At 51.2% G+C, this 21,031-nt stretch carries 22 protein-coding genes; 18 read left to right on the top strand and 4 right to left on the bottom strand.

All coding sequences use genetic code 11. The features are described from left to right. Positions 1–3: 3 nt before the first annotated feature. Both gpsB and DFG60_RS06625 read left to right on the top strand, forming a co-directional pair. Entirely contained in the window at positions 4–300 is a 297-nt protein-coding gene (gene gpsB / locus DFG60_RS06630; RefSeq protein ID WP_114570955.1) for a cell division regulator GpsB, read from the top strand. Positions 301–392: 92 nt separating this feature from the next. Next, positions 393–956, top strand: coding sequence for a nuclease-related domain-containing protein (locus tag DFG60_RS06625; RefSeq protein ID WP_114570954.1), 564 nt, complete (start codon positions 393–395; stop codon positions 954–956). A 38-nt stretch (positions 957–994) separates the two neighbouring features. Here DFG60_RS06625 and DFG60_RS06620 read toward each other — a convergent pair whose 3' ends face one another. Beyond that, on the bottom strand, positions 995–1,297 hold the full coding sequence (locus DFG60_RS06620; protein WP_114570953.1) for a hypothetical protein: 303 nt from the start codon (positions 1,295–1,297) through the stop codon (positions 995–997). A gap of 33 nt (positions 1,298–1,330) precedes the next feature. After that, positions 1,331–2,911: an FAD-dependent monooxygenase gene (locus DFG60_RS06615; protein WP_232818654.1), complete on the bottom strand. Its 1,581-nt coding sequence runs from the start codon at positions 2,909–2,911 to the stop codon at positions 1,331–1,333. Positions 2,912–3,291: 380 nt separating this feature from the next. Here DFG60_RS06615 and yvfG point away from each other — a divergent pair, with 380 nt between their 5' ends. From yvfG to DFG60_RS06560, 11 genes are all read left to right on the top strand, one after another. Continuing rightward, on the top strand, positions 3,292–3,513 hold the full coding sequence (gene yvfG, locus DFG60_RS06610) for a protein YvfG (RefSeq protein WP_114570951.1): 222 nt from the start codon (positions 3,292–3,294) through the stop codon (positions 3,511–3,513). After that, positions 3,510–4,124 carry an NUDIX hydrolase gene (locus DFG60_RS06605; RefSeq protein WP_232818653.1) on the top strand — a complete coding sequence of 205 codons (615 nt, stop codon included), beginning with the start codon at positions 3,510–3,512 and terminating at the stop codon, positions 4,122–4,124. Before yvfG ends, DFG60_RS06605 begins: the two co-directional genes overlap by 4 nt. Positions 4,125–4,184: 60 nt before the next feature. Next, complete coding sequence (locus tag DFG60_RS06600; RefSeq protein ID WP_114570950.1) at positions 4,185–4,388, top strand: hypothetical protein; 204 nt, start codon at positions 4,185–4,187, stop codon at positions 4,386–4,388. Between the two features lie 421 nt (positions 4,389–4,809). Continuing rightward, on the top strand, positions 4,810–5,496 hold the full coding sequence (locus DFG60_RS06595) for a 3D domain-containing protein (RefSeq protein ID WP_232818652.1): 687 nt from the start codon (positions 4,810–4,812) through the stop codon (positions 5,494–5,496). A 143-nt stretch (positions 5,497–5,639) separates the two neighbouring features. After that, the gene (locus DFG60_RS06590; RefSeq protein WP_114570948.1) at positions 5,640–6,371 is read left to right on the top strand and encodes an ABC transporter ATP-binding protein; all 732 of its coding nucleotides are present in this window, start codon (positions 5,640–5,642) and stop codon (positions 6,369–6,371) included. Beyond that, positions 6,368–7,885, top strand: a complete 1,518-nt coding sequence (locus DFG60_RS06585) for an ABC transporter permease/substrate-binding protein (protein WP_114570947.1) — start codon at positions 6,368–6,370, stop codon at positions 7,883–7,885. Before DFG60_RS06590 ends, DFG60_RS06585 begins: the two co-directional genes overlap by 4 nt. After that, a complete protein-coding gene (locus tag DFG60_RS06580) occupies positions 7,882–8,769 on the top strand; it encodes a diacylglycerol/lipid kinase family protein (protein WP_114570946.1) in 888 nt (295 codons plus the stop codon). The genes DFG60_RS06585 and DFG60_RS06580 overlap by 4 nt, the downstream gene beginning before the upstream one ends. A gap of 164 nt (positions 8,770–8,933) precedes the next feature. After that, positions 8,934–10,289: a sodium-dependent transporter gene (locus DFG60_RS06575; RefSeq protein WP_114570945.1), complete on the top strand. Its 1,356-nt coding sequence runs from the start codon at positions 8,934–8,936 to the stop codon at positions 10,287–10,289. 316 nt (positions 10,290–10,605) lie between these two features. Next, positions 10,606–11,352 (top strand): 5-bromo-4-chloroindolyl phosphate hydrolysis family protein, encoded by a 747-nt coding sequence (locus DFG60_RS06570; protein ID WP_114570944.1) that lies wholly within the window; start codon positions 10,606–10,608, stop codon positions 11,350–11,352. Beyond that, a complete protein-coding gene (locus tag DFG60_RS06565) occupies positions 11,339–12,589 on the top strand; it encodes a toxic anion resistance protein (RefSeq protein WP_114570943.1) in 1,251 nt (416 codons plus the stop codon). Before DFG60_RS06570 ends, DFG60_RS06565 begins: the two co-directional genes overlap by 14 nt. A 42-nt stretch (positions 12,590–12,631) precedes the next feature. Then, positions 12,632–13,201 carry a deoxycytidylate deaminase gene (locus DFG60_RS06560; protein WP_114570942.1) on the top strand — a complete coding sequence of 190 codons (570 nt, stop codon included), beginning with the start codon at positions 12,632–12,634 and terminating at the stop codon, positions 13,199–13,201. 247 nt (positions 13,202–13,448) lie between these two features. Here DFG60_RS06560 and DFG60_RS06555 read toward each other — a convergent pair whose 3' ends face one another. Then, positions 13,449–13,940, bottom strand: a complete 492-nt coding sequence (locus tag DFG60_RS06555; RefSeq protein WP_114570941.1) for a hypothetical protein — start codon at positions 13,938–13,940, stop codon at positions 13,449–13,451. A 140-nt stretch (positions 13,941–14,080) separates the two neighbouring features. On the opposite strand from DFG60_RS06555, the gene DFG60_RS06550 reads away from it, so the two are divergent. Genes DFG60_RS06550 through DFG60_RS06540 form a run of 3 tightly spaced genes read left to right on the top strand, consistent with a single transcriptional unit; the run spans position 14,081 to position 16,627 of the window. Then, complete coding sequence (locus DFG60_RS06550) at positions 14,081–15,283, top strand: HD domain-containing protein (protein ID WP_157964497.1); 1,203 nt, start codon at positions 14,081–14,083, stop codon at positions 15,281–15,283. Then, on the top strand, positions 15,280–16,239 hold the full coding sequence (locus tag DFG60_RS06545; RefSeq protein WP_114570939.1) for a CobW family GTP-binding protein: 960 nt from the start codon (positions 15,280–15,282) through the stop codon (positions 16,237–16,239). Before DFG60_RS06550 ends, DFG60_RS06545 begins: the two co-directional genes overlap by 4 nt. Further along, on the top strand, positions 16,232–16,627 hold the full coding sequence (locus DFG60_RS06540; RefSeq protein ID WP_114570938.1) for a ribonuclease HI family protein: 396 nt from the start codon (positions 16,232–16,234) through the stop codon (positions 16,625–16,627). Before DFG60_RS06545 ends, DFG60_RS06540 begins: the two co-directional genes overlap by 8 nt. A 5-nt stretch (positions 16,628–16,632) precedes the next feature. Here DFG60_RS06540 and DFG60_RS06535 read toward each other — a convergent pair whose 3' ends face one another. Continuing rightward, positions 16,633–17,919 carry a hemolysin family protein gene (locus DFG60_RS06535; protein ID WP_114570937.1) on the bottom strand — a complete coding sequence of 429 codons (1,287 nt, stop codon included), beginning with the start codon at positions 17,917–17,919 and terminating at the stop codon, positions 16,633–16,635. Positions 17,920–18,036: 117 nt separating this feature from the next. Here DFG60_RS06535 and fumC point away from each other — a divergent pair, with 117 nt between their 5' ends. Both fumC and DFG60_RS06525 read left to right on the top strand, forming a co-directional pair. Further along, positions 18,037–19,431 carry a class II fumarate hydratase gene (gene fumC / locus DFG60_RS06530; protein WP_114570936.1) on the top strand — a complete coding sequence of 465 codons (1,395 nt, stop codon included), beginning with the start codon at positions 18,037–18,039 and terminating at the stop codon, positions 19,429–19,431. Positions 19,432–19,505: 74 nt separating this feature from the next. Further along, the gene (locus DFG60_RS06525; protein WP_157964496.1) at positions 19,506–21,020 is read left to right on the top strand and encodes a diguanylate cyclase; all 1,515 of its coding nucleotides are present in this window, start codon (positions 19,506–19,508) and stop codon (positions 21,018–21,020) included. The last annotated feature ends 11 nt before the right edge of the window (positions 21,021–21,031 follow it).

Here is a 21,031-nt window from a genome sequence, read left to right as displayed (position 1 = left end):
GGAATGATTAAACCGGAATTGACTGCAGACAGCATCTATAAGAAAGAATTCAAGACGGGACTTCGCGGATACGTCATCGAAGAAGTCGATGGCTATCTCGACTTGATCATCAAGGATTATGAGAACTTCGAGCGAGAAATCGAGCGCTTGAAGAAAGAAAACGCAGAGCTGAAAGGTCAAGCACCGGTTCGCCGGCAAGAGGCAGAGGTACCGGTTTCAAACTCATCGAACTACGATATGCTTCGCCGAATCTCGAACCTTGAGAAGGCGGTTTTCGGAAAACCTCACCAAGAGGGATGAAGAGGGGAGATTCCCCTCTTTTTTCAATGCCTTGATTGCCAGAGAAAGGGAATGGTAAGATACAGACAAATATAGGGACAGGTGGGGGCGGAATGCTGCAAGTATTGACGCAAAAAGAGAAGGTAGCGCAAAAGACGACATTTTTCCGATTGAAGCCACAACCTTCAGCCGACATCAGTTATTTGGATCAACTGGTCGATGAGGTGCGCTTGACGTGCCGGTTCGACTGGATGCTCGTCGAGGACGTCGAAATTGGAGGACGTCTGATCGACTATGCTTTGGTCGGCCCTAAAGGTTTGATACTCGTCGACGTAAGGCAGCTGAAACAGGTTCATCTAACGAACACCGAATACCGTGTCATGACGAAGCACGGCTGGAAACGATCAACCAGTCACCCCGGGGAAGAGTTGAAGTTGATGTGCCGACTGATGCGTGAGATGCTGAAACAGGATTATGATCTTGTTATTCCGGTTCTTCCTGTACTCGTCTATCCTGAAGCGACCGACCTGCGCAAGGAACGGCTTAAGCTTTCTGTCGGTAAAGACTTTTCAATCGTCAAGGAAGTCATCGAACAGCGCAAAGGATCGCCTTTAGCCGAAAAACAAATCAAGCAAGTCGCCTATACGTTGCTCTCGCTCCAAAAAAAGACGACATGACCTGAATTCTCTTTGTCAGAGATGGTCATGTCGTCTTTTTACTTTTTAGAGAGCACTTGCTCGGCGCGTGACGCTTCTTCCTTAAGAACGAATAAAGCGACCCGGTCGTCTAGGTTGCGCGAGAACCTCCTGAAGATGCGGCTCGTCGGCACACCGCGCTCGACGCGGCAAGTCACGTTAGCGGCCTGCAATCGATCATAGTCCCGAAGCAAAGCTTCTCCCTTCTCACCGAATCCTTCTCCGAACTGTACCCAGCGCAGCGACTCCTTCGTCCGTCCGAAGACGATGACGATGAAAGCGACGGCGAGGATGATGATCAATGCGATACGTATCGTTTCCATTCCTGTTTCTCACCTCATAAACATCATACGGCTTCATCTGGCATAAAGTAAATGCTCGATGTAAGCCTGGAGTGGCTCAAGCTTGAGACCTTGCTGACGGTAGGCGATGAAGCCGTCCGGGCGCACGAGGTAGATTCCCGACTGATGGATTCCGAATTTGCGTGAGAGCTCACCTCCCTGGTCGATGACACCATCCTTGACGAGGTCCTGGTGAATCGTGACCGTCTCGAACAGCTCCGGATACCGGTGCGATAAGGTCTCGAAGCCTTCAATCGACACGGCCTGATTTTTCGGCAAGAAGATCAACAGAAGAAAGTTTCGGGTTGCACGACGCAAGAGCAACTCGTTACGCCTCGTCCTCGGATCGACGACCTCGCTATACGGCATCGGTTCACCCGGACGTGGTGAGCCGAGGCTGAAGTGCCCATTCGAAACGAACAGGCTCGAAGAAGGATATTTACTATTGAGTTGTGCAATCCGGTTCGTCAAGTAAGCATGAATCGGGACGACCTTCAAACCGTTGCGGATCACTTTCTCCTGAATCGGCAAGAGAAAGGGGATGTTCACTTGAAGTAGCTCCGTCGCAAGGTTGGTGGAGCGGAGAATTCCTTTCGCTGCGTCCCTCCGTTCCTCACTGTACGACTCGAGGAGGGGGAAGCTGGCTCTGAAGGTATGGACGCACCATAGTTTCCAGGCGAGGTTCATCGCATCCCCGATTCCGGTGTTCATCCCTTGGCCGCCGACCGGGGAATTGATGTGGGCAGCATCACCGATCAAGTAGATGCGGTGATGACCGAAGCGATCGATGATTCGATTGTGCACGCGGAACATCGAATACCAATGGACTTTTTTCAGGTCGAACGGAATCTTGGCGCGACCGTTCAAAAAACTGGAAATCGCCTCCATATCGGTTGGAGGCGCGTCCTTGACGAGATTGCCTGTGATCCGAAAGACGTTCGATTGTAGCGGAAACGATTCGATGACACCCTGGTCCGAGAAGAATATATGCACCTCCTCAGAAGAAAGCGGCCAGTCGACTTCGATGTCAGCGAGCGCCCATGATTCTTTGAAGGATTTTCCGCTGAAGGGCAACCCGAGTTCCCGCCGGATGAAACTGTTCGCTCCGTCCGCACCAATGACGAAAGAGGCATCGACGACCTCGACTTCGCCGTCCTTCTTCAAAGTCGCTGTCACGTTGGACGGGAACTGAGCGAATCCTGTCAATTCCGTTTCGCGTTCGACCTGGTGGCCGTACTGAAGCAGCTTATCTTCAAGGATACGTTCCGTCTCGCTTTGAGGAAGAAGCGTAACGAACGGGAACGGCGTATTCAAATCCGTGAAATCGAGCTTTGCCTGCCATTTGCCGTTGACATACAGATTTCCCTGATTGATTTTAATCGCATTCTCCATGATCTCCTCGGATACACCTAGTCGAGCAAATATCTCAAGTGAACGTGCCTGGATCCCGATTGCTTTTGAAACGGTCGAACGGTTAGGTGCTCGTTCGACGATGCGGAACGTTAATCCATATCTGGACAAGGCGAGGGCGAGTGTCAAACCCGTAGGACCGGCACCGACTATCAGGACATCAATTTTATGACTCAACAAGACCACCCCTTATCTGACATCTCAGGTAAGACCGGCTACTTTCAGTCCCGGTCGAATGATTTATGATTTCTTCTAAAAAACTATTACCCTATTCTCCCGCGAAACAACCAGCATCGGCAGCTCATTCTTCATGATTGCTACGGGTTCCCCGAGCCGAGAAGTCATTTGCGATCAAGATCGTCTGCTGCTCGGACGAAGATGGGCCGACTATCCATATGGAATTCATGACCCATGGTGGACTTGAACACATGAAGAGGAGATTCATCGCCCGCTATTTCCGGACTCCGTGCTGTTCATTCAGAGACGGGCGTATTCTATCTTGATTATGATAAAATAGAAGAGACAACGTAAAATGTGTGCAGGAATGCAGGAAAGGATGAGGGACCATGAACGAACAGCTTTTCGCCCCGGCACGTCTGATGGCGAACTTCAAGGAATACATCAAGCAGAATGAAGCGTACATGACCAAGACACAGGCATTGAACGCTTACTATAAAGTCGTCTCCGGATCAATCTTGTCAGACCGGATCGCAAAGAACGCCGATTTGATTCAGCGGATGCGGAATTTGGAAGAAGCCTATCAGGCAGTAGCGAAGGAAACACCGTGAGTCAGAAATGGACGTTCGATGAGATCCGGAAAGTGTTCAGCGACTTACAGGACGATCTTCCGCCACGCTCTTCTGCAGTCCTCGTCCCGATGATGGAGCGGGATGGCGAATTGTGTCTGTTATTTCAGGTTCGAGCAAAGACGCTTCGATCACAGCCGGGCGAAATCGCTTTCCCTGGCGGGCGGATAGATCCTGGTGAGACGCCGCGCGAGGCAGCTGTTCGTGAGACGATGGAAGAATTGAACGTACGTCGCGAGGATGTCGAATTGATTGGACCGCTCGTCCCGACAGTCGCTCCGAGCCGTTCCATCATCTATCCTTTCGTCGGAATACTCCACTCGGATGTATTGAACCCGTCGCCTGATGAAGTGGACCACGTCTTTACTGTTCCGCTCAGCCAGCTGCTGCAGGCTGACCCGATTCGTGGAGAGATGGAGTGGCAGATCAAACCGGGTAAGACGGTACCGGTCGAACGGATGGCGAACCGCGAAGCTTACGTAAATCGTCGTTTCGAAGTGACGGAGCATTTCTATGAACACGAGAACTACCTCATTTGGGGATTGACGGCAAGAATACTGCGCCAGTTCTTGCAGGAACTGCGCTCAGACTAGCTTTTTTACAAAAATTTTTATATGATAATAGTTATCTGAATGGATCAGGAGATGAGATGCATGGAAGAAACTGAAGAATTGTTCGATTACCAGGTGGGGGACATGGTCAAGACGAAGGAAGGCTGGATTGCAGAAGTGACTGCTGTTCTTACGAATACTGTCGTCGGCGACCTTTCACATACTAAAAACTTCGATTCACTCGGTTTCGAGTTCGAAAAACAGGTGCTATTGAAATCGGAAATCGAACTGCTTGAACGCAAGTAATGAAGTGGAATTATCAGGAAGCTCTTTTGCGGAAACGCAGAAGAGCTTTTTCATACATAAAAATGAATGAAGATGTAATATATATGAATATCCAAATGTCTGCTTGAAAATATGCATAGGATTTTCTGGACATTTGATGAGTAGAGATTGCCACTTTTTTCAAAAACGGCTCCGTTGAGCCGTTTTGGTCACACTTATCAGAAATATTACAGAAGAGTTACAGGGTGTTAGAGGCTTGCGAGGAAGGTATACACTCGAATAATCCTTTAATACCAATGCTTTATGCAAGAATTGTAAGCGTGTTTTTCCGAGGTTGTCTTTTTGACAGATATATTTCAGTTTGACTTAAAGACTTCTCAAATCAATTTTCTGCATGATAAGTTGTGTAAGCCACAACTGGCCAGAAAGGTTGATTGACTACATGAAGCTGAAACACGCTCTTTTCGCGGCGATGTTATCCATCATCGGATTCGCGACACTACAACCAGATCACACATATGCAGCCCAGATCGGTATTGGGACAGATAAACAAATCGTACAGAATCCGCTCGAGATGAAGCGGGATAAGGAACGTATCGCAGCTGAGAAGAAGGCTGAACTTAAAGCAAAGCTCGAGGCGAAGAAACGTGCCGATGAGCAAAGAAAAATCGAGCAGGCGAAAAAAATCGCTGAACGTAAAGCGGCCGAAGCTGAGAAAAAAGCTGCAGCCGAAGAAAAGAAAGCTGCAGACCGCAAAGTAGCCAAAACTTCCGTACGGACGGAAACGCCGCAACGGAATGAAGCGAAAGCCGCGGGCGGGCGGGTCGAGATGTTCGAGACTACCGCGTATACGAACGATGCTGCGCTGAACGGTACGTATGATGGAAAAGTTCTGACGGCTTCAGGCTACGACGTGACGAACACGATTCTTTATGAAGGTCGCCGAATCGTCGCTGTCGATCCGAACGTCATTCCACTGGGAACGAAAGTACATGTCAAAGGATTCGGAGATGCGATCGCCATCGATACAGGCGGCGTCATCAACGGCAAAATCATGGACTTGATGATGGAGACAGAAGAAGAAGCGATTCAATGGGGACGCAGAACCGTCGAAGTGACGATCTACTGACCTTGATATAATCTATAGTGCACGCCTCCTTGACGGGGGCGTTTTTTTGTCTTCACCGATTGGGATTTAAAGGTTTGAAAGTGGCAAAAGAAGGGGAAAATTCGGGAGGACTACATATAGGCAACACGTGAGGAGGATGGTTCATGATTGAATTTAAAGACGTCAGTAAACGTTATCCGGATGGTACGGTCGCCGTCGAACATCTGCGATTCAAAGTCGATCGCGGAGAGATCTTTTGTTTGATCGGTCCATCGGGATGCGGGAAAACGACGACGATGAAGATGGTAAACCGATTGATAGACCATACGGACGGACAGATATGGATCGAAGGTAAACCGATCATGTCGATCGACGAACATGAACTGAGACGGCGTATCGGATACGTGCTGCAACAAATCGCTCTGTTCCCCCATATGACGGTAGCTGAGAATGTCGCGGTCGTCCCTGAGTTGCTCGGCTGGGATAAGAAGAAAATCGAGTCGAGAATCGATGAACTGTTCAGCCTTACCGGGATGAGTCCCGATTTGAGAAACAAGTATCCGGCAGAGTTGTCAGGGGGACAGCAACAACGGGTCGGCGTCATGCGGGCCTTAGCTGCTGAACAGGATGTGATCCTGATGGACGAGCCGTTTTCTGCACTCGATCCGATCACGAGGGAGCAGCTCCAAAACGACCTTCTTCGCCTCAACTCGGAACTCGGGAAGACGATCCTGTTCGTGACACACGACATGAACGAAGCTTTGAAGCTTGGCAGTCGGATTTGCCTGATGGACAAAGGTCATATCGTGTTCATCGGCAATAAGGACGAGCTGTTGAAAACGACTGATCCATTCGTCCGCGAGTTCCTTGGACAGACCAGGGGGGTGACGGAATGAACGGACTAATTGAGACGTTCACGGAACGAAAATCAGAACTCATCCAAGCATTGATCGAACACATCCAGCTCTCGGTCCTCTCGCTCGTCATCGCTTGCCTGATTGCCATCCCGCTCGGTATCTATCTGTCCCGAAACCGTCGCGCGAGTGAGGTCTCGATCGGGGCGACATCCGTCATTCAGACGATCCCGTCACTCGCATTGCTCGGATTGCTCATTCCGCTCGTCGGAATCGGAACTGTCCCGTCGGTGATCGCGCTCGTCCTTTACGCGCTGCTGCCGATCGTACGGAACACTTACACGGGCCTTATCGAGGTCGATCCGTCCATCAAGGAGGCGGCACGGGCATGTGGTATGACACCAGGACAGAGTCTTCGTAAGGTGGAACTGCCGCTCGCCTTACCGGTCATGATGGCCGGTGTCCGGACGGCGATGGTCTTGATCATCGGGACCGCGACGATTGCGGCATTGATCGGAGCGGGAGGTCTCGGCTCCATCATCTTGCTAGGAATCGACCGCAATGACAACAACCTGCTCATCCTTGGGGCGATCCCTGCTGCATTGCTCGCCCTGCTGTTCGACTTTCTGCTCAGGCAGACGGAAATCGCTTCTGGCAAGCGGCAGAAGGGAAGGTTGTTCGCAGCACTCGGTTTGATTCTCGTCCTCATCCTTACACCTTTCGCGTTGAACCGTGCAGAAAAGCCGGACCTCACTGTCGCCGGCAAGCTCGGTGTCGAGCCTGAGATCATCATGAACATGTATAAGCTGCTGATCGAGGAAGAATCGGACCTCGCTGTCGCGGTCAAGCCGAACTTCGGCAAGACGACGTTCGTCTACGAAGCTTTGAAATCTGAAGAAATCGATCTCTATCTCGAGTTCACCGGTACGGTTCTTGCCAGCCTGACGAACGAAAAACCGGAGTCGAATGAATCCGAGGCCGTTTTCGAGCAGGCGAAGGCAGGACTGAAGAAGCAAGACTTGTCCCTTCTTGAGCCGATGGCGTACAACAACACCTATGCAGTCGCCGTTCCGCGTGAAGTGGCCGAGCAATATGATTTGAAGACGATCAGCGATCTGCAGGCGGTCGCAAACCAGCTGACTGCAGGCTTCACGCTCGAATTCAAGGATCGGCAGGACGGCTATAAAGGAATCCAAGAGAACTATGGCGTCAACTTCAAAGAGGTAGTGACGATGGAGCCTAAACTCCGTTACAAGGCGATCGAGGCTGGCGATGTGCAGGTCATAGATGCATACTCGACTGATCCTGAAATCGCGAAATACGACATGGTCGTCCTCGAGGATGACGAGCAGCTATTCCCGCCTTACCAAGGAGCTCCTCTGCTACGGACGGAGACGCTCGAAAAGTATCCGGAAATCGGGGCTGCCCTCGAACAGCTCTCTGGAAAGATCACGGATGAAGAGATGTCCGCCATGAATGAGGAAGTGGCTTATGGAGGAAAGAGTGCGAGAGCAGTAGCAGAAACCTATTTGAAGAAGGAAGGCCTGATCAAATGAAGCTCTTGATCATCACGAATCCGACTGCTGGTCCTAAGGACGAGGGATTGTTACCTGATGTGATCGGTCCGTTATCAAGCGATTACGAAGAAATAGATGTTCGCCAAACGAGGCAGGCCGGTGATGCTGCAAGGTTCGCAAGCGGTGCAAAAGAGTACGATGCGCTGATCGTCATCGGCGGAGACGGAACGGTGTTCGAAGTGATCAACGGTCTTTCCGTGCTCGACGATCCGCCCATCCTCGGCATCATTCCAGGCGGAACATGCAACGATTTCGCTCGTACACTTGGTCTTCCGCTAGCACCCCGGCAAGCTGCGGATGTAATCGCGACGAACAGGGTGACTGATGTCGATCTGGGACAGGTCGATGAGACATACTTCCTGAACTTCCTCGGTGTAGGTCTCATTGCCGAGGCGTCGATCGGAATCGATTCAGAGGAGAAGGCGAGACTCGGGAAGATGGGGTATTATCTCTCGACGATCCGCTCATCGATGGAGGCTGAACCCTTCACGTATGAAATTGATCTCGAGGAGGGAGAGAAGCTGACAGGCGAAGCGGTCCTGATCCTTGCTGCTAATGGAGAGTCGCTTGGCGGAATCGAGACGAACCTGTCCGAAGAAGCATACAGGGACGGTCTGCTCGATCTCGTCATCATCGACGAATTGAACTTGACGACGATTCGAGACGTCATCTTACAGAAAATCGGATTGCAATCCGAGCCTTCGTTCACCCACATCCTGACGCGAGGGTTCAAGTTGCGGACGAACGTGCCGAAAATCATCGATACGGACGGTGAGAAGGCTCTTGAGACACCAGTGACGGTCCGAGTCTTACCGAAACGACTCAAAATGTTCGCAGGTCTTCTGAAGGATCGTCCTGTTTGATGAATATAGTTCGTTAATGAAATGCTGCGGCCTCGTTGACCGCGGTTTTTCTTTGCGAAAATCCTTCTGTGCTTTTATGCTTTAAAGAGAATATCCGTTAAAGGGTGACATCTCTTTTCAAGTTTTGTACAATGAGACAGAACTTGAAAAGGAGGTGAGGCTCCATGAAGTCAAATGCATGGGCTTCAAAGATTGGATTCATCTTGGCCGCCGCGGGTTCCGCGATCGGACTAGGAGCGATTTGGAAGTTTCCGTACACGACAGGGACGAATGGGGGAGGAGCTTTTCTTCTCTTGTTTCTGATCTTTACGTTATTGCTTGGCTTACCAGTTCTCTTATCGGAATTCATCATTGGGCGGGCAAGTGGAAAAACGGCATTGCAGGCATTCAAGGAACTGGGTCATAAACGATGGACTTTCATCGGATTGATCGGAATCATAACCTGTTTTCTTTTGTTGTCATTTTATAGCGTCATCGGAGGATGGGTCTTGATCTACACGGTTCTGTCCGTGACAGGTGCGCTGAATGGACTCTCGGCTAAGGAACTCGGTGAGTTGTTCGGCGAAGTATCAGGCGACCCGCTGTATGCTGTCGCAGGGCAAATCACTTTTCTCGCTGTCACCCTCTGGATCGTCTTGAACGGGGTCCAAGCAGGGATCGAACGGATGAGCAAGATATTGATGCCACTATTGTTCGTCTGTTTCATCATTCTAGTCGGTCGTGCGTTGACGCTTGAGGGCGCGTATGCAGGAGTCGAATTTTTCTTGAAACCTGATTTTAGCGCATTGAATCGGACCTCGGTCCTCAGTGCGCTCGGGCAAGCCTTCTTCTCACTATCTGTTGGTGTATCTGCCATGTTGACGTATGCTTCTTATATGAAAGAAAGCGGACAGATCACGCGATCGGCTTCTTGGATCGTCACGTTGAATGTTCTTGTCTCGCTCCTTGCCGGATTGGCCATCTTCCCAGCCGTTTTCGCTGCAGGGCTCGATCCTGCGGAAGGACCGGCTTTGCTGTTCATCGTGCTTCCGAGCGTGTTTGACCAGATGCAATTTGGTGTGTTCTTCCTAGTCCTGTTCTTCCTTCTGTTTGCTTTTGCATCGATCACTTCTTCAATCGCAATGCTCGAAGTCGTCGTATCATCATTGACTGATCTGAAGGACGAGGCAGTCATACGAGACAAACGGAAAATCGCCTTGACCACGACGCTTCTCGTGGCGATCGTCGGCATACCTTCTGCCTTGTCGTTCGGCGTGTTGAACGACACAGTTTTAGGGAAGACATTCTTCGATTGGATGGATTTCATCGTCTCGAACGTCCTGATGCCTGTAGGCGCTCTGCTCTTGTCGCTTTTCGCGGGCTATCGTCTCGACAGATCGATCGTCTCACGGGAACTTGGTACTGGAAAAACGATGACTAAGCTGATGCCGTTCTGGCGCTTCAGCGTCTGTTACCTGAGTCCGATCGCCATTCTGATCATTTTGATCTGGCCGATCGTATCGCTGTTCATGGACTTATGATAACGATATCGTCAGACAGCCTGTAGTATGCAGGCTGTCTTTTTCTCATTCTGTGGTCTGATGTGTCTCGAGTCAGGGAATGGTGTAATTAAGGAGAACGAATCGCGCAAGTCAGGAACTTTTTCTCTGCTCTTCCGTAGTGATATTATAGAGGAAAGCAGGAAGTCGCGCCTTGCGATCCGAAGTAGAATGATATAGCATTCTCGTTTTACTGGGCGTATCAATATTCCTATTGCTCCGTCCTTTCGGAACTGTTTGAGAAGAAGTGATGCGATGAAAGTCAACCATAATGACATATGACAGAAGAGGTGATGAAATGAAGCCATCAACCTGGTGGACGCTCGCGGCAATCGGGATGGTTTTCCTGTTTCTTCAAGTCGCAGATGTATTCGACTTTCCCGTCGTCTTCATAGCGCTTGGATTGTGGTTCATTTGGAGCGGATATCGTTCACGTCCAGGGAAAAGATATCGGACGAAACGCGGAACCAATGAAATCGAACGAACAAGAAGCGTCAAGAAGAAATTGCTCATGGATGAAGAGGAACATGTCGGAAGCGTCATTCTGCGACCGGAGAAGGCGGTCAGAAAGTTTTCGGAAACAGATGACTTAGAGCTCCAAGTCCTTCAGCGGACGATTGAAGAAGGTTACGAGAAGCTGCTTCAGTATGATGCGATCGCCCCGACCATCCGTGATACGGAAATTCGATCCGAGATGAGATTCGTCTCGCGCGAGGCACATATTCTTTTCGAGGAATTGTACGCTTCTCCCCGTGAAATGAAAAAGGTCCGGGATTTCTTCACTTTTTACCTGGATTCACTTCTGTCCGTGACGGAGAAGTTTGCAGAACTTGAGCGGAAAGGTGCTCAAATCCAGTTCGAAACACGGGATCAACTGCTCGAAAATATTCGAATGATCGGTCAAAAACTAAAACAACATCAAAACACGCTGCTCGAGGAAGACACAGTGGATCTTGAGCGGGAACTGATGACGATAGAAAAGGTGCTCGCTCAAGAAAATGAGCAGCGCAGACAAGAGGAGCGGGTAAAAGATGAACCATTCTGAAGAAAAATCTTGGGAGCAATGGCCAGATGAATCGCCCCAACCTCAACCTGAGCGGATGACATCTCAACAAGACTTGCCGAGAGTCTCTAATCCTGCGGTTGAGACGGACGAGTCACTCATGCCGAACACGATGATGAATGAAGCGCTCACTCCACAGGCGGCGATACCGAGCGACGTTCCGGCAGAACAGCGTCAAAAAATCGAACGCCTGTTGCAGGTGATTGATCTTAAAAAATCGGACGCTGTCCTCCAATATGGTGCACCGGTACAGCGTGAGCTGTCACAGTTCTCTGACCAGGTGCTCAGTGAGGTCAAGATGAAGGATGGCGGAGATGCAGGAAAGCTGCTGTCTGATTTGATGCAACGTGTCCGCCAGATGGATCCTGACACGCTGCAGGAGAAGAAGAGTTTCTGGTCGAACGTCCCATTGATCGGACGCGCGAAGAAGAAGGCCGATACCTACTTCCTTCAATATGAAAAGATGAGTGCATATCTCGAAGAGGTCGTCCACAATCTCGATCGATCGAAGTTCGGGCTGATGAAGGACATCACACTGCTCGATCAGATGTATCAGAAGAACAAGCGATACTTCGAAGAACTCAACATCTATATCGCTGCAGGTGAGGTCAAGATCGGCGAAGTGCGCCAAAATGAAATCGAGCCGCTTCGTCGAGAAGTCGAGATGACACGGGATCAAACGAAACTGCAGGAGTTGAATGACTTGATTCAGTTGACGGACCGCTTCGAGAAGAAGATCCACGATCTCAAGCTCTCTCGGACGATCAGCCTTCAAATGGCACCGCAAATTCGTGTAATCCAGCAAAACAACCAAATTCTTGCCGAGAAAATCGAGTCGGCTGTCGTGAACACGATTCCGCTCTGGAAGAACCAGGTCGTTCTCTCGCTAAGTTTGACTCGCCAAAAGAACGCCTTGGCGATGCAAAAGGATGTCACGGAGACGACGAACCAACTGCTCGAGCAGAATTCCCGTCTCCTGAAGGATTCCTCGATCGAAATCGCCGAGGAGAACGAAAAGGGAATCGTTTCCGTCGAATCACTCAAAGTCGCCCATCAAAACTTGATTGAGACGCTAGATGAAACTTTGCGTATCCAGCAGGAAGGAAAGCAAAAACGACGAGATGCAGAGCATGAACTTGAACGGATGGAAAACGAACTGAAACAGAAAGTAATCGAAGTTGCAGCGCGGAGCCGGGAGTTGCCGAACCGACCACTGTAAGAACACGGCGCAAGCCGTGTTTTTTTTGAGAGGATGAGATGGATGGAAAAGCAGAGAAAATGGGATACGACGTGGCTGCTATTTGCTGAGATGATGGCTAGTCGGCATTCGAAATGTGCATCGAAATCAGTCGCGTGTGTCATCGTCAAGGATGAAAAACCGATTTCGATCGGGATCAATGGTACCCCGAGCGGCCACTTGAACTGCAATGAACGTTACTTAAAAAAGGACGGCGTCCTGTTCAGACGGGTTGAACAACAGGGACAGCTATCGATCTTACACGAAGGGATGTATTTCGACTCCTGTGACGATCAGGAAGAGCATCATTTCTGGTCCAAGCAACATGAAATTCATGCCGAAATCAATGCTCTCGGGAAGCTGGCGGCCGACTCGACGAGTGCCAAGGGAGCGACGGCCTATGTCACGCATAGTCCTTGTCACGGCTGCAGCCTGGCGTTGATCGCTTCTAAAATCGAACGGGTCGTCTATTCGGTCGGCTACGAATATGGGGATGGACTCAATCTGATGCGGGCGAGCGGAATAGAGGTCTTGCATCTGCCGATCGGTGATGAACAATATGCTGAAAAAATTTCCGGAAAAACTTTGCCTTAAAGGGTTGTAAACGCTTCCAAAGCATTGTAAGATGAAATCAAGCATTGCCATGGTAATTATTCACTCTTCCATTAGGGGTTCTCGTTCAGCGAGAATCCCACTTTTTTTGAAGTTTTGTATGGAATGTTGACAGATGGAACGAAGCATGTAAGAATGATTGTAGACCGTGAAGAAATGGAACGCCATATCTTCACACACTGCCCTTCAAGGAGCTGGAATGCCAGGTCGTTGAATTGAAAGACCCGACTCAATCGAGAGTCGGGTCTTTTTTTTTGACTGTCTCAAGCAACATTTTCGAAGAGGCCTTTTCTTTCGCTCCTCCTCCAAGAATGCTCATCAGTTGCTGACAAATCGTATCGACAGGTCCGTGGTGCAGAGATAAATGATGTAAAAAACGGTGGAATGAGAAGTCGACTGTATGAAGCCGCTCAATGATCGATTTCGTGGACATCTCATGTACCTCTTCGAAAGTGACTCCTGCATCCCGACAGAAATTCGACAGGACGAACAGCTTCGTTTGAAGAGAATGAAGTGGAAAACCAGATTTTGCGACATGGAGCGATGTGCTCGCGACCTCGTGATCGATCAATTCCTCGAGAAGAGATGTGTTTTGAACATCGAGCCTCTCGACGGCCCGACGGACATCCTCTCTCGTCACTTCAGGGATTGCGACGTCTGTCGCAAGCATCAGCTGGATGGTCGGAAGCAGTTCGTCGTAGCGTTCGGATAGCCTCTTCATGAAAGAACTCCTCCCTCCGTTAAAATTAAATAGCTCACATTTTAGTATAAACATTCAAGAAAACGCTTTCAATGAAATTTCTGTTTAGTCCAGGAAGTCTTCTTTTTAGTACAATGAAAAGGACCGAAGGAGGAATGTATATGCATCTATTCAAGGCGATCACGCCGACAGTCCCGAATTCGTATACCGGATCAGACTTTCCGGTCAGCGATGGAGTGGGGGGAGGAGGGTTCACCCTCGATTCACACAGTCCTGGGGAAACGGTCGAAGAGACGCTTCTCGTCGCGGCTTCAGAGATCAGGACTTCCCAGACCGGAAAGCAGTGGTTGCAGTTCACTTTCAATACGGGTGGAGGTTCATTCAAAGGAAAACAGTGGCTGAACAAGGAAAGCGCGGAAAAAGCAATCCTTCCTTATCGTGAGACGGGAGTTGTCCAAGTCGTCGCAAAGGTCGAAGAGTTTCCGGCAGGTTCGGGAAACAAATCGCTGACTGTCCAAAAAGTGACTCCAGGAGACCCTTCAGATGCAAGTTCCTTGCTTCCTCAGATGCCTGCAGGAGAATCGTTACTTGAGTACCGGGACCTGTTGCTGACGCTGATCGAAACGCTCGACGAACCATATCGCACGATTTGCTTGAGCACTTTGAAAAAGTACTGGGATGACTTCTCGCTTCGTCCGGCAGCCTTGTTCCATCATCATGCCTACATCGGCGGGCTGTTGAAGCATACGGCCTGCATGCTTGAGATCGGCCGCGGGATCAGCAGCGCGGAGCAGCCTTACCTGACGTTATTGAAATGCGTCCAGGAGGGAGAGGCGGATCATAAGAATGATCTCTATCATTCAATTGAGAGCGATCGCCAATCCTTCGCCTGGGACGACAGTTTCGATGCGCTCTATACGGCGGCGAAATCAATCGCCATCCTGAATGCGAACCCGAACTGGAACGAGCTTGCGGTCGGAATCCTTTTCCATGACATCGGAAAACTCTTTGAATATAATCATTTAGGAGCAACCCCGGAGCGTTTCTCGAAGCTGCTGCAAGTCGAGTCTTCCAGTGAGGACCTTGGAGGGATTGGGCTTGACGAGCAGGGAATTCTAGTCGGCCATATGCCGTACGGCTGCTTCGTCTTCGAGGACGCGCTGCGCGAATCGGGCATTCGATTACCAATCGCTGCACATCACCGCATCCTGCACATGATTCTATCACACCACGGTAAACGGGAATGGGGATCGAGTGTATTGCCGCAGACATCTGAAGCATGGTATTTACATGCGATCGATTTGCTCGATGCCAGAAAAGAAAAATGGCGTGCTGAACGCTTGAAACAAGGAGAAGCTTTATGAATAAACGAATACCAGTTACATTGATCACCGGATTCCTCGGTGCCGGGAAGACGACGCTGCTCAACCATCTCGTCTCGAACCCGGAAGAAAAGTTCGCACTGCTCGTCAATGAGGTCGGCGCGATCCATATCGATGAGGCATTGATCGAACGCGGAGACGAAGAGATGATCGAATTGACGAACGGATGCATCTGCTGTTCGATTCGTGCCGACCTCAGGGATACACTTCTGCGGATCGCGAAGAAACATAAGGCAGGGGAGATGAAATTTGATCGGCTCGTGATCGAGACGACTGGCATCGCAGACCCAGGACCCATTCTGCAGACGTTCTACTTCGAGTCGGCAATCGAGCAGCAATTCGTTATATCAAGTGTCGTCACGCTCGTCGATGGCGCGCATTTCGACCGAAATCTCGTCTACGAGGAGGCTGTGAAGCAAATCGGATTCGCGGACGTCGTCCTTTTGAATAAAATCGACCTTCTCGATCAGGAGAAAGCTGCGGAAGTGAGGAAGTCGATCGAGGAAATCAATCCGAGCGCGAAAGTCATCGAAACTATTCAGAGCGATGTTTCTGCGAAAGAGCTTTTCGAGACGTTCCATTTTCCGCTCGACGAGGAGCAGCGTTTGTCGCTCCGGCAAGACGCGAGCATACGCGCGGGAGAGACTTTCACCGCCTTGACGATCGTCGAGGAACGTCCGCTCGATCAATCGAGATTCGCGACGGTGCTTCGCGAAGTGATCGAGGCATACGGGGAGGATCTTTACCGCTACAAAGGGATACTTCGTTTCGACGGGACGGACGCCAAAATCATTCTTCAAGGGACGGGTATGATATACGGAACTGCCCGCCGCGGAACATTCACGGAAGATCCGAAATCGACACTCGTCTTCATCGGTAAAAACTTGGACGAAGCAGCCATCCGGCGCGGCGTAGAAGCGGCGGTGTCCCATGGTTGAGTTGTACTTCGACGGCGCTGTCCGTCCTTCGAATGATGATGCCGCGATCGGCCTGTTTTGCAAGACGTCTTCCGGTGAAGTGATCGAGCGTTCCTACCGGATCACCGCGACGAACAATCATGAGGCAGAGTTCCAAGCTTTCGAGAAGGCTGTCGACTTGGCGGAGGAACTCGCCGAGGCGGGGGAAGGGATGTTCTCGTTCCGGACGGATTCAGAGGCCGTCTCCCTTGCTGTCGAGCGGGAGTTCACGAAGAACAAACGGATTCAAGTCGTATTCGAGCCGACGCTTGAACGCTTCAACCGTCTTCCGCTCGCCTTTTTGAAATGGATTCCCAGCAACGACAACAAAGCGGACCGCATAGCGAAGGCCGCATTACGGACAGACTGATTCCATCAGTCTGTCTTTTCTATGAGGATTTGGTCGATCCTCCTTCCGTCAAGGTCGACGACTTCGAACCGGTAACCGTGCGTCGCGATCGATTCGCCGCGCTTCGGAAAATGTCCGAGCCGGTAAAGGACGAGTCCTGCGACCGTATGATAAGCATTATCCTCTTCTCCCGGCAAGGACGATTCGATCCCTAACCTTCGCTTCAGGTCGTCGATGTGAAGCAGACCGTCCGCTAGAAAGGAGCCGTCGTCTCGCAGGGTGAGCTCTGGCGGCTCATCCGTCTCGATCTCCCCGACGAACGCTTCAAGAATGTCGAACAATGTGATCAGCCCCAGAAAGCCGCCATACTCATCGAGGACGAAGGCGACTGTTTTTCCTTCCTTGCGCATCTCTTGTAAGAGTGTGCTCGCCTTCAATTGACGCGGGACGAGATACGGCTTTTTGATCGAGGAAGTCAACGAATCGATCATCTCTTCAGCAAGCACTTCCTTCGCGTCAAGATAACCGAGAAAGTGGTCGAGGTCTTCCCGCCCGACAGGAAGCTTCCGATGACGCGAGGTGCGAAGCGTTTCGGCAATCGCGTCCTTCGAATCGTTCAAATCGATCCACTCGATCACGGTCCGGGGTTTCATCAGCTCATAGGCATATTGATCATGGAAGGCGAAGACACGAGACACCTGCTCGGCTTCCTGTGCTTCGAACGCCCCTTCCTTCAATCCCCTGGCGAGGAGTTGTCGCACTTCATCCTCGGCCGAGTCTTCGCTCGAGAGCTTTTCGAGCCCCATCCACTTGAACAGCGTATGGGTCGACCAGCTGAGGAACGCGATGAAGGGACGGAGAACCGTCGAGAACAGGCGCATCGGCCGGGCTGCGAACAAGGTGACGCGCTCCGGGCTGACGAGCGCGATCCTCTTCGGTACGAGCTCTCCGATGACGAGCGAGATATAGGTGATCAGACTGATAACGAGCGTGTAACCGATCGTCTGCGCGTATGGGGAGATGGAGGGGAACGATGCGAGGTATGCGATCACCGGACGGGACAGCGTCGCTCCGCCGAAAGCCCCGTTGATGATGCCGATCAGCGTGATGCCCACTTGTACGGAAGACAGCAGATCAGTCGGACGCTCCAGGAAATCGAGTGCGATGCTCGCTGACTTATGTCCATTCTTTTCGAACTGCTCGAGCTTCTCTCGGCTCGATGAAAGGAGGGCAAGTTCCGTCATCGCGAACAGGCCGTTCGCAAGGATGAGGAAAAAGACGATCAGCAAATTCAAGAACCAGGTCAAGGACATTCTTGATCACCCCTTTTTCAGATAACTTTCTCTTCCCGAATCCCTCCCCGATGATTCCCATTCCTCCATCTTTCCGGTAGAATAATTATTGTAGTAATCGAATAAGGGGGAATTGACATGCAATACCGTGTAGAACGCGACACGATGGGGGAAATTCGTGTACCGGATGCGCAAGAATGGGGAGCGCAGACACAACGCAGTCTCGAGAACTTCAAAATCGGGACGGAGAAGATGCCGATCGAGGTCATTCGTGCCTTCGCCATCCTGAAAAAGGGCGCAGCTCTTGCGAACAAGGACCTGGGAGTGCTCGATGCAGACAAAGCGGATGCGATCGCAGATGTCTGCGACCGGATCGTCGCAGGCGAGTTGGACGGGGAATTCCCGCTCGTCGTATGGCAGACTGGATCAGGCACACAATCGAACATGAACGTCAACGAAGTCGTGGCGCGTGTAGCGACAAGACAATTGCAGGACAAGGGAATCGACAAGGCTGTTCATCCGAACGATGACGTCAACAAGTCTCAGAGCTCGAACGATACGTACCCGACGGCGATGCATATCGCAGCCAAGACGGTACTGCTCGATGACCTCATCCCGGCAATCGATGCGTTGCATGCGACGCTCGATGCTAAGGCAAAGCAGTTCGAGGACATCGTCAAGATCGGACGGACGCACCTGCAGGACGCGACACCGATCACGCTCGGCCAGGAAATCAGCGGCTGGGTCCGGATGCTTGAGCTCTCGAAGCGAATGATCGAATTGACGATCGAACCGCTTTCTGAACTGGCAATCGGCGGTACGGCAGTCGGAACGGGGATCAATGCGCATCCGGAGTTCGGTGACCGCGCCGCAGCGAAAATGAGTGAAGAGACTGGCAAGGACTTCACGAGCGCCGTCAACAAGTTCCATGCCTTGACGAGCCATGATCAGCTCGTATTCGCGCACGGTGCAGTAAAGGCGCTTGCGATGGACGCGATGAAGATCGCGAACGATGTCCGCTGGCTCGCTTCAGGTCCGCGCGCCGGAATCGGGGAGATCACGATACCGGAAAACGAGCCGGGCAGCTCGATCATGCCGGGCAAGGTCAACCCGACTCAAAGCGAGGCGCTGACGATGGTGGCGGCACAGGTGCTTGGGAATGACGCGACGATCGGATTCTCGGCAAGCCAAGGGAACTTCGAGTTGAACGTCTTCAAGCCCGTCATCATGTACAACTTCATCCAGTCGGTCCGTCTGATGACGGATGCATTGCACTCGTTCAACGATCATTGTGCAGTCGGGATCGAACCTGACGTCACGGTCATCGGAGAGAACGTCGAGCGATCGTTGATGCTCGTCACGGCCCTCAATCCGCACATCGGTTACGAAAACGCGGCGAAAATCGCAAAGTCCGCTCACCAGAACGGGACGACGCTCAAGGAAGCTGCTCTTGCGACAGGGCTACTGACTGAACAACAGTACGAGGAATGGATCGTGCCTTCTTCGATGGTACGACCAAACCTGAAATCATAATGAACTGAGAAAGCGACGGGCTTTTGTCCATCGCTTTCGTCGTTCTCCGAGGGGAGAAGGAAAAGGAGGCCGTCTTGAAGCGCAGGACAGAACAAGAACGATATATTGCACAGACGATCAGTATGGTGGAGCGATTGCTTCGTCGTGAGGAAGTTCCACTTCAGGAGCTTGATGCCTTCTCGAACTGGCTCAGACGAGGCGGTAAGATCGAAGGGCTCGAGGTGTTGACGTCGTTTGCGGACACAGCAGCGTCGCAAATCCGTAACTATCCGGATCCTGCGAAACTGACTCATATCGAGGAGGTGAGTTCATCCTTCATCTCGTTCATATCAAGCAGAGGCAAACGGTCCGTCGCAAGGAAGGAGCTTCTCTTCCATGTGACAGGCGATTTTCTTGGGAATATATCTTGGAAGCGTTTTCTTGAGGCGAATCGCTACGTGACGCGCTTTCCTGAATCTGTCCAACAAGCGCTCGAAATCGGGTACGACCTTCATGCGAAAGCAATCATCATTGAGGACTCCATGAGGTCGGAAGAACGGGAGAACTTCGAGAAGTTGCTCAAACGGTCAGAATCCTCCTGGACCCCGATCATCGTGCTCGGGCCAGCTTCACCGCACAGAAGGATGCAAGCGTATGAAGCAGGGGCTGATGATTACTGGGATGAGAGCGTCAGCTTCGATGAACGACTGCTCCGTCTCCGCCGGCTGATCAGAAAAAGTGACTTCGTCTCAAAGACGGTCCTTGTCGATGAACTGACCGGTGCGTACAATCGGAAGTATTTGAATGGCGCGTTCGAACGAAGAAGGTCCCGTGCCGGGCAGGAGGGCGTCTTCGGACTTGCCATCTTTGATCTCGATCACTTCAAACGAATCAACGATACGTTCGGTCATCCGGTAGGCGACGTCATCTTGTCAGAAGTGGCGGCTGTCATAAAGGATGTCATACGCCCTGAGGACGAATTAATCCGGTACGGAGGAGAGGAGTTCATGGTCCTGTTCTCCTGCGAACATCAACTTGCGTCATTCCGGATGATGGAGAGGATCAGAGAACGGGTGTCGAACCATTCGTTCGATAGAGGATTACGTGTGACGGTCTCGATCGGTTTCACCATCATCTCCGCTCCGGACATGACGCTTTCTGTTGCCTCTACTCAAGCCGACGAAGCACTTTACAAGGCAAAGAGGACGGGCCGGGACCGGGTGATCGGGTTCGATCATTCGCTTACATCCGAAAAAATCAAGGCGGCCATCTCTCTGTCGCTCGAAGGAGAAGAGGAGAGCGTCATCGAACTGCTCCATGTCGAGCATGTTCGTTATGATTTCGAGATTCGCAAGTATGTCCGTCCTGGAATCGAATCGCTCGAACTACTCGTCCTTCCGCTCGGGGCAATCGCTGCCGACGACTTCAGGCTGCTCGACTGGCTGAAGCACGAACGGGGGAGAGAGACACAGTTCATGGCAATCGCGGAATCAGAGGACGAGCTGCTTGCTGAGGCGATTCACCGCGGTGTCGTAGATTATACGGTGCTGCCTCTCGATCCGGAATCACTTGCAGAACGGATAAGACAGTGGGTCATCCATTTGGCGTGAGGAGGAACATG

It is taken from the genome of Exiguobacterium flavidum (assembly GCF_003344535.1).
GTDB lineage: Bacteria > Bacillota > Bacilli > Exiguobacteriales > Exiguobacteriaceae > Exiguobacterium_A > Exiguobacterium_A flavidum.
Note: the sequence above shows the minus strand (reverse complement) of the source record. Positions and strands in the feature narration are given on the sequence as shown.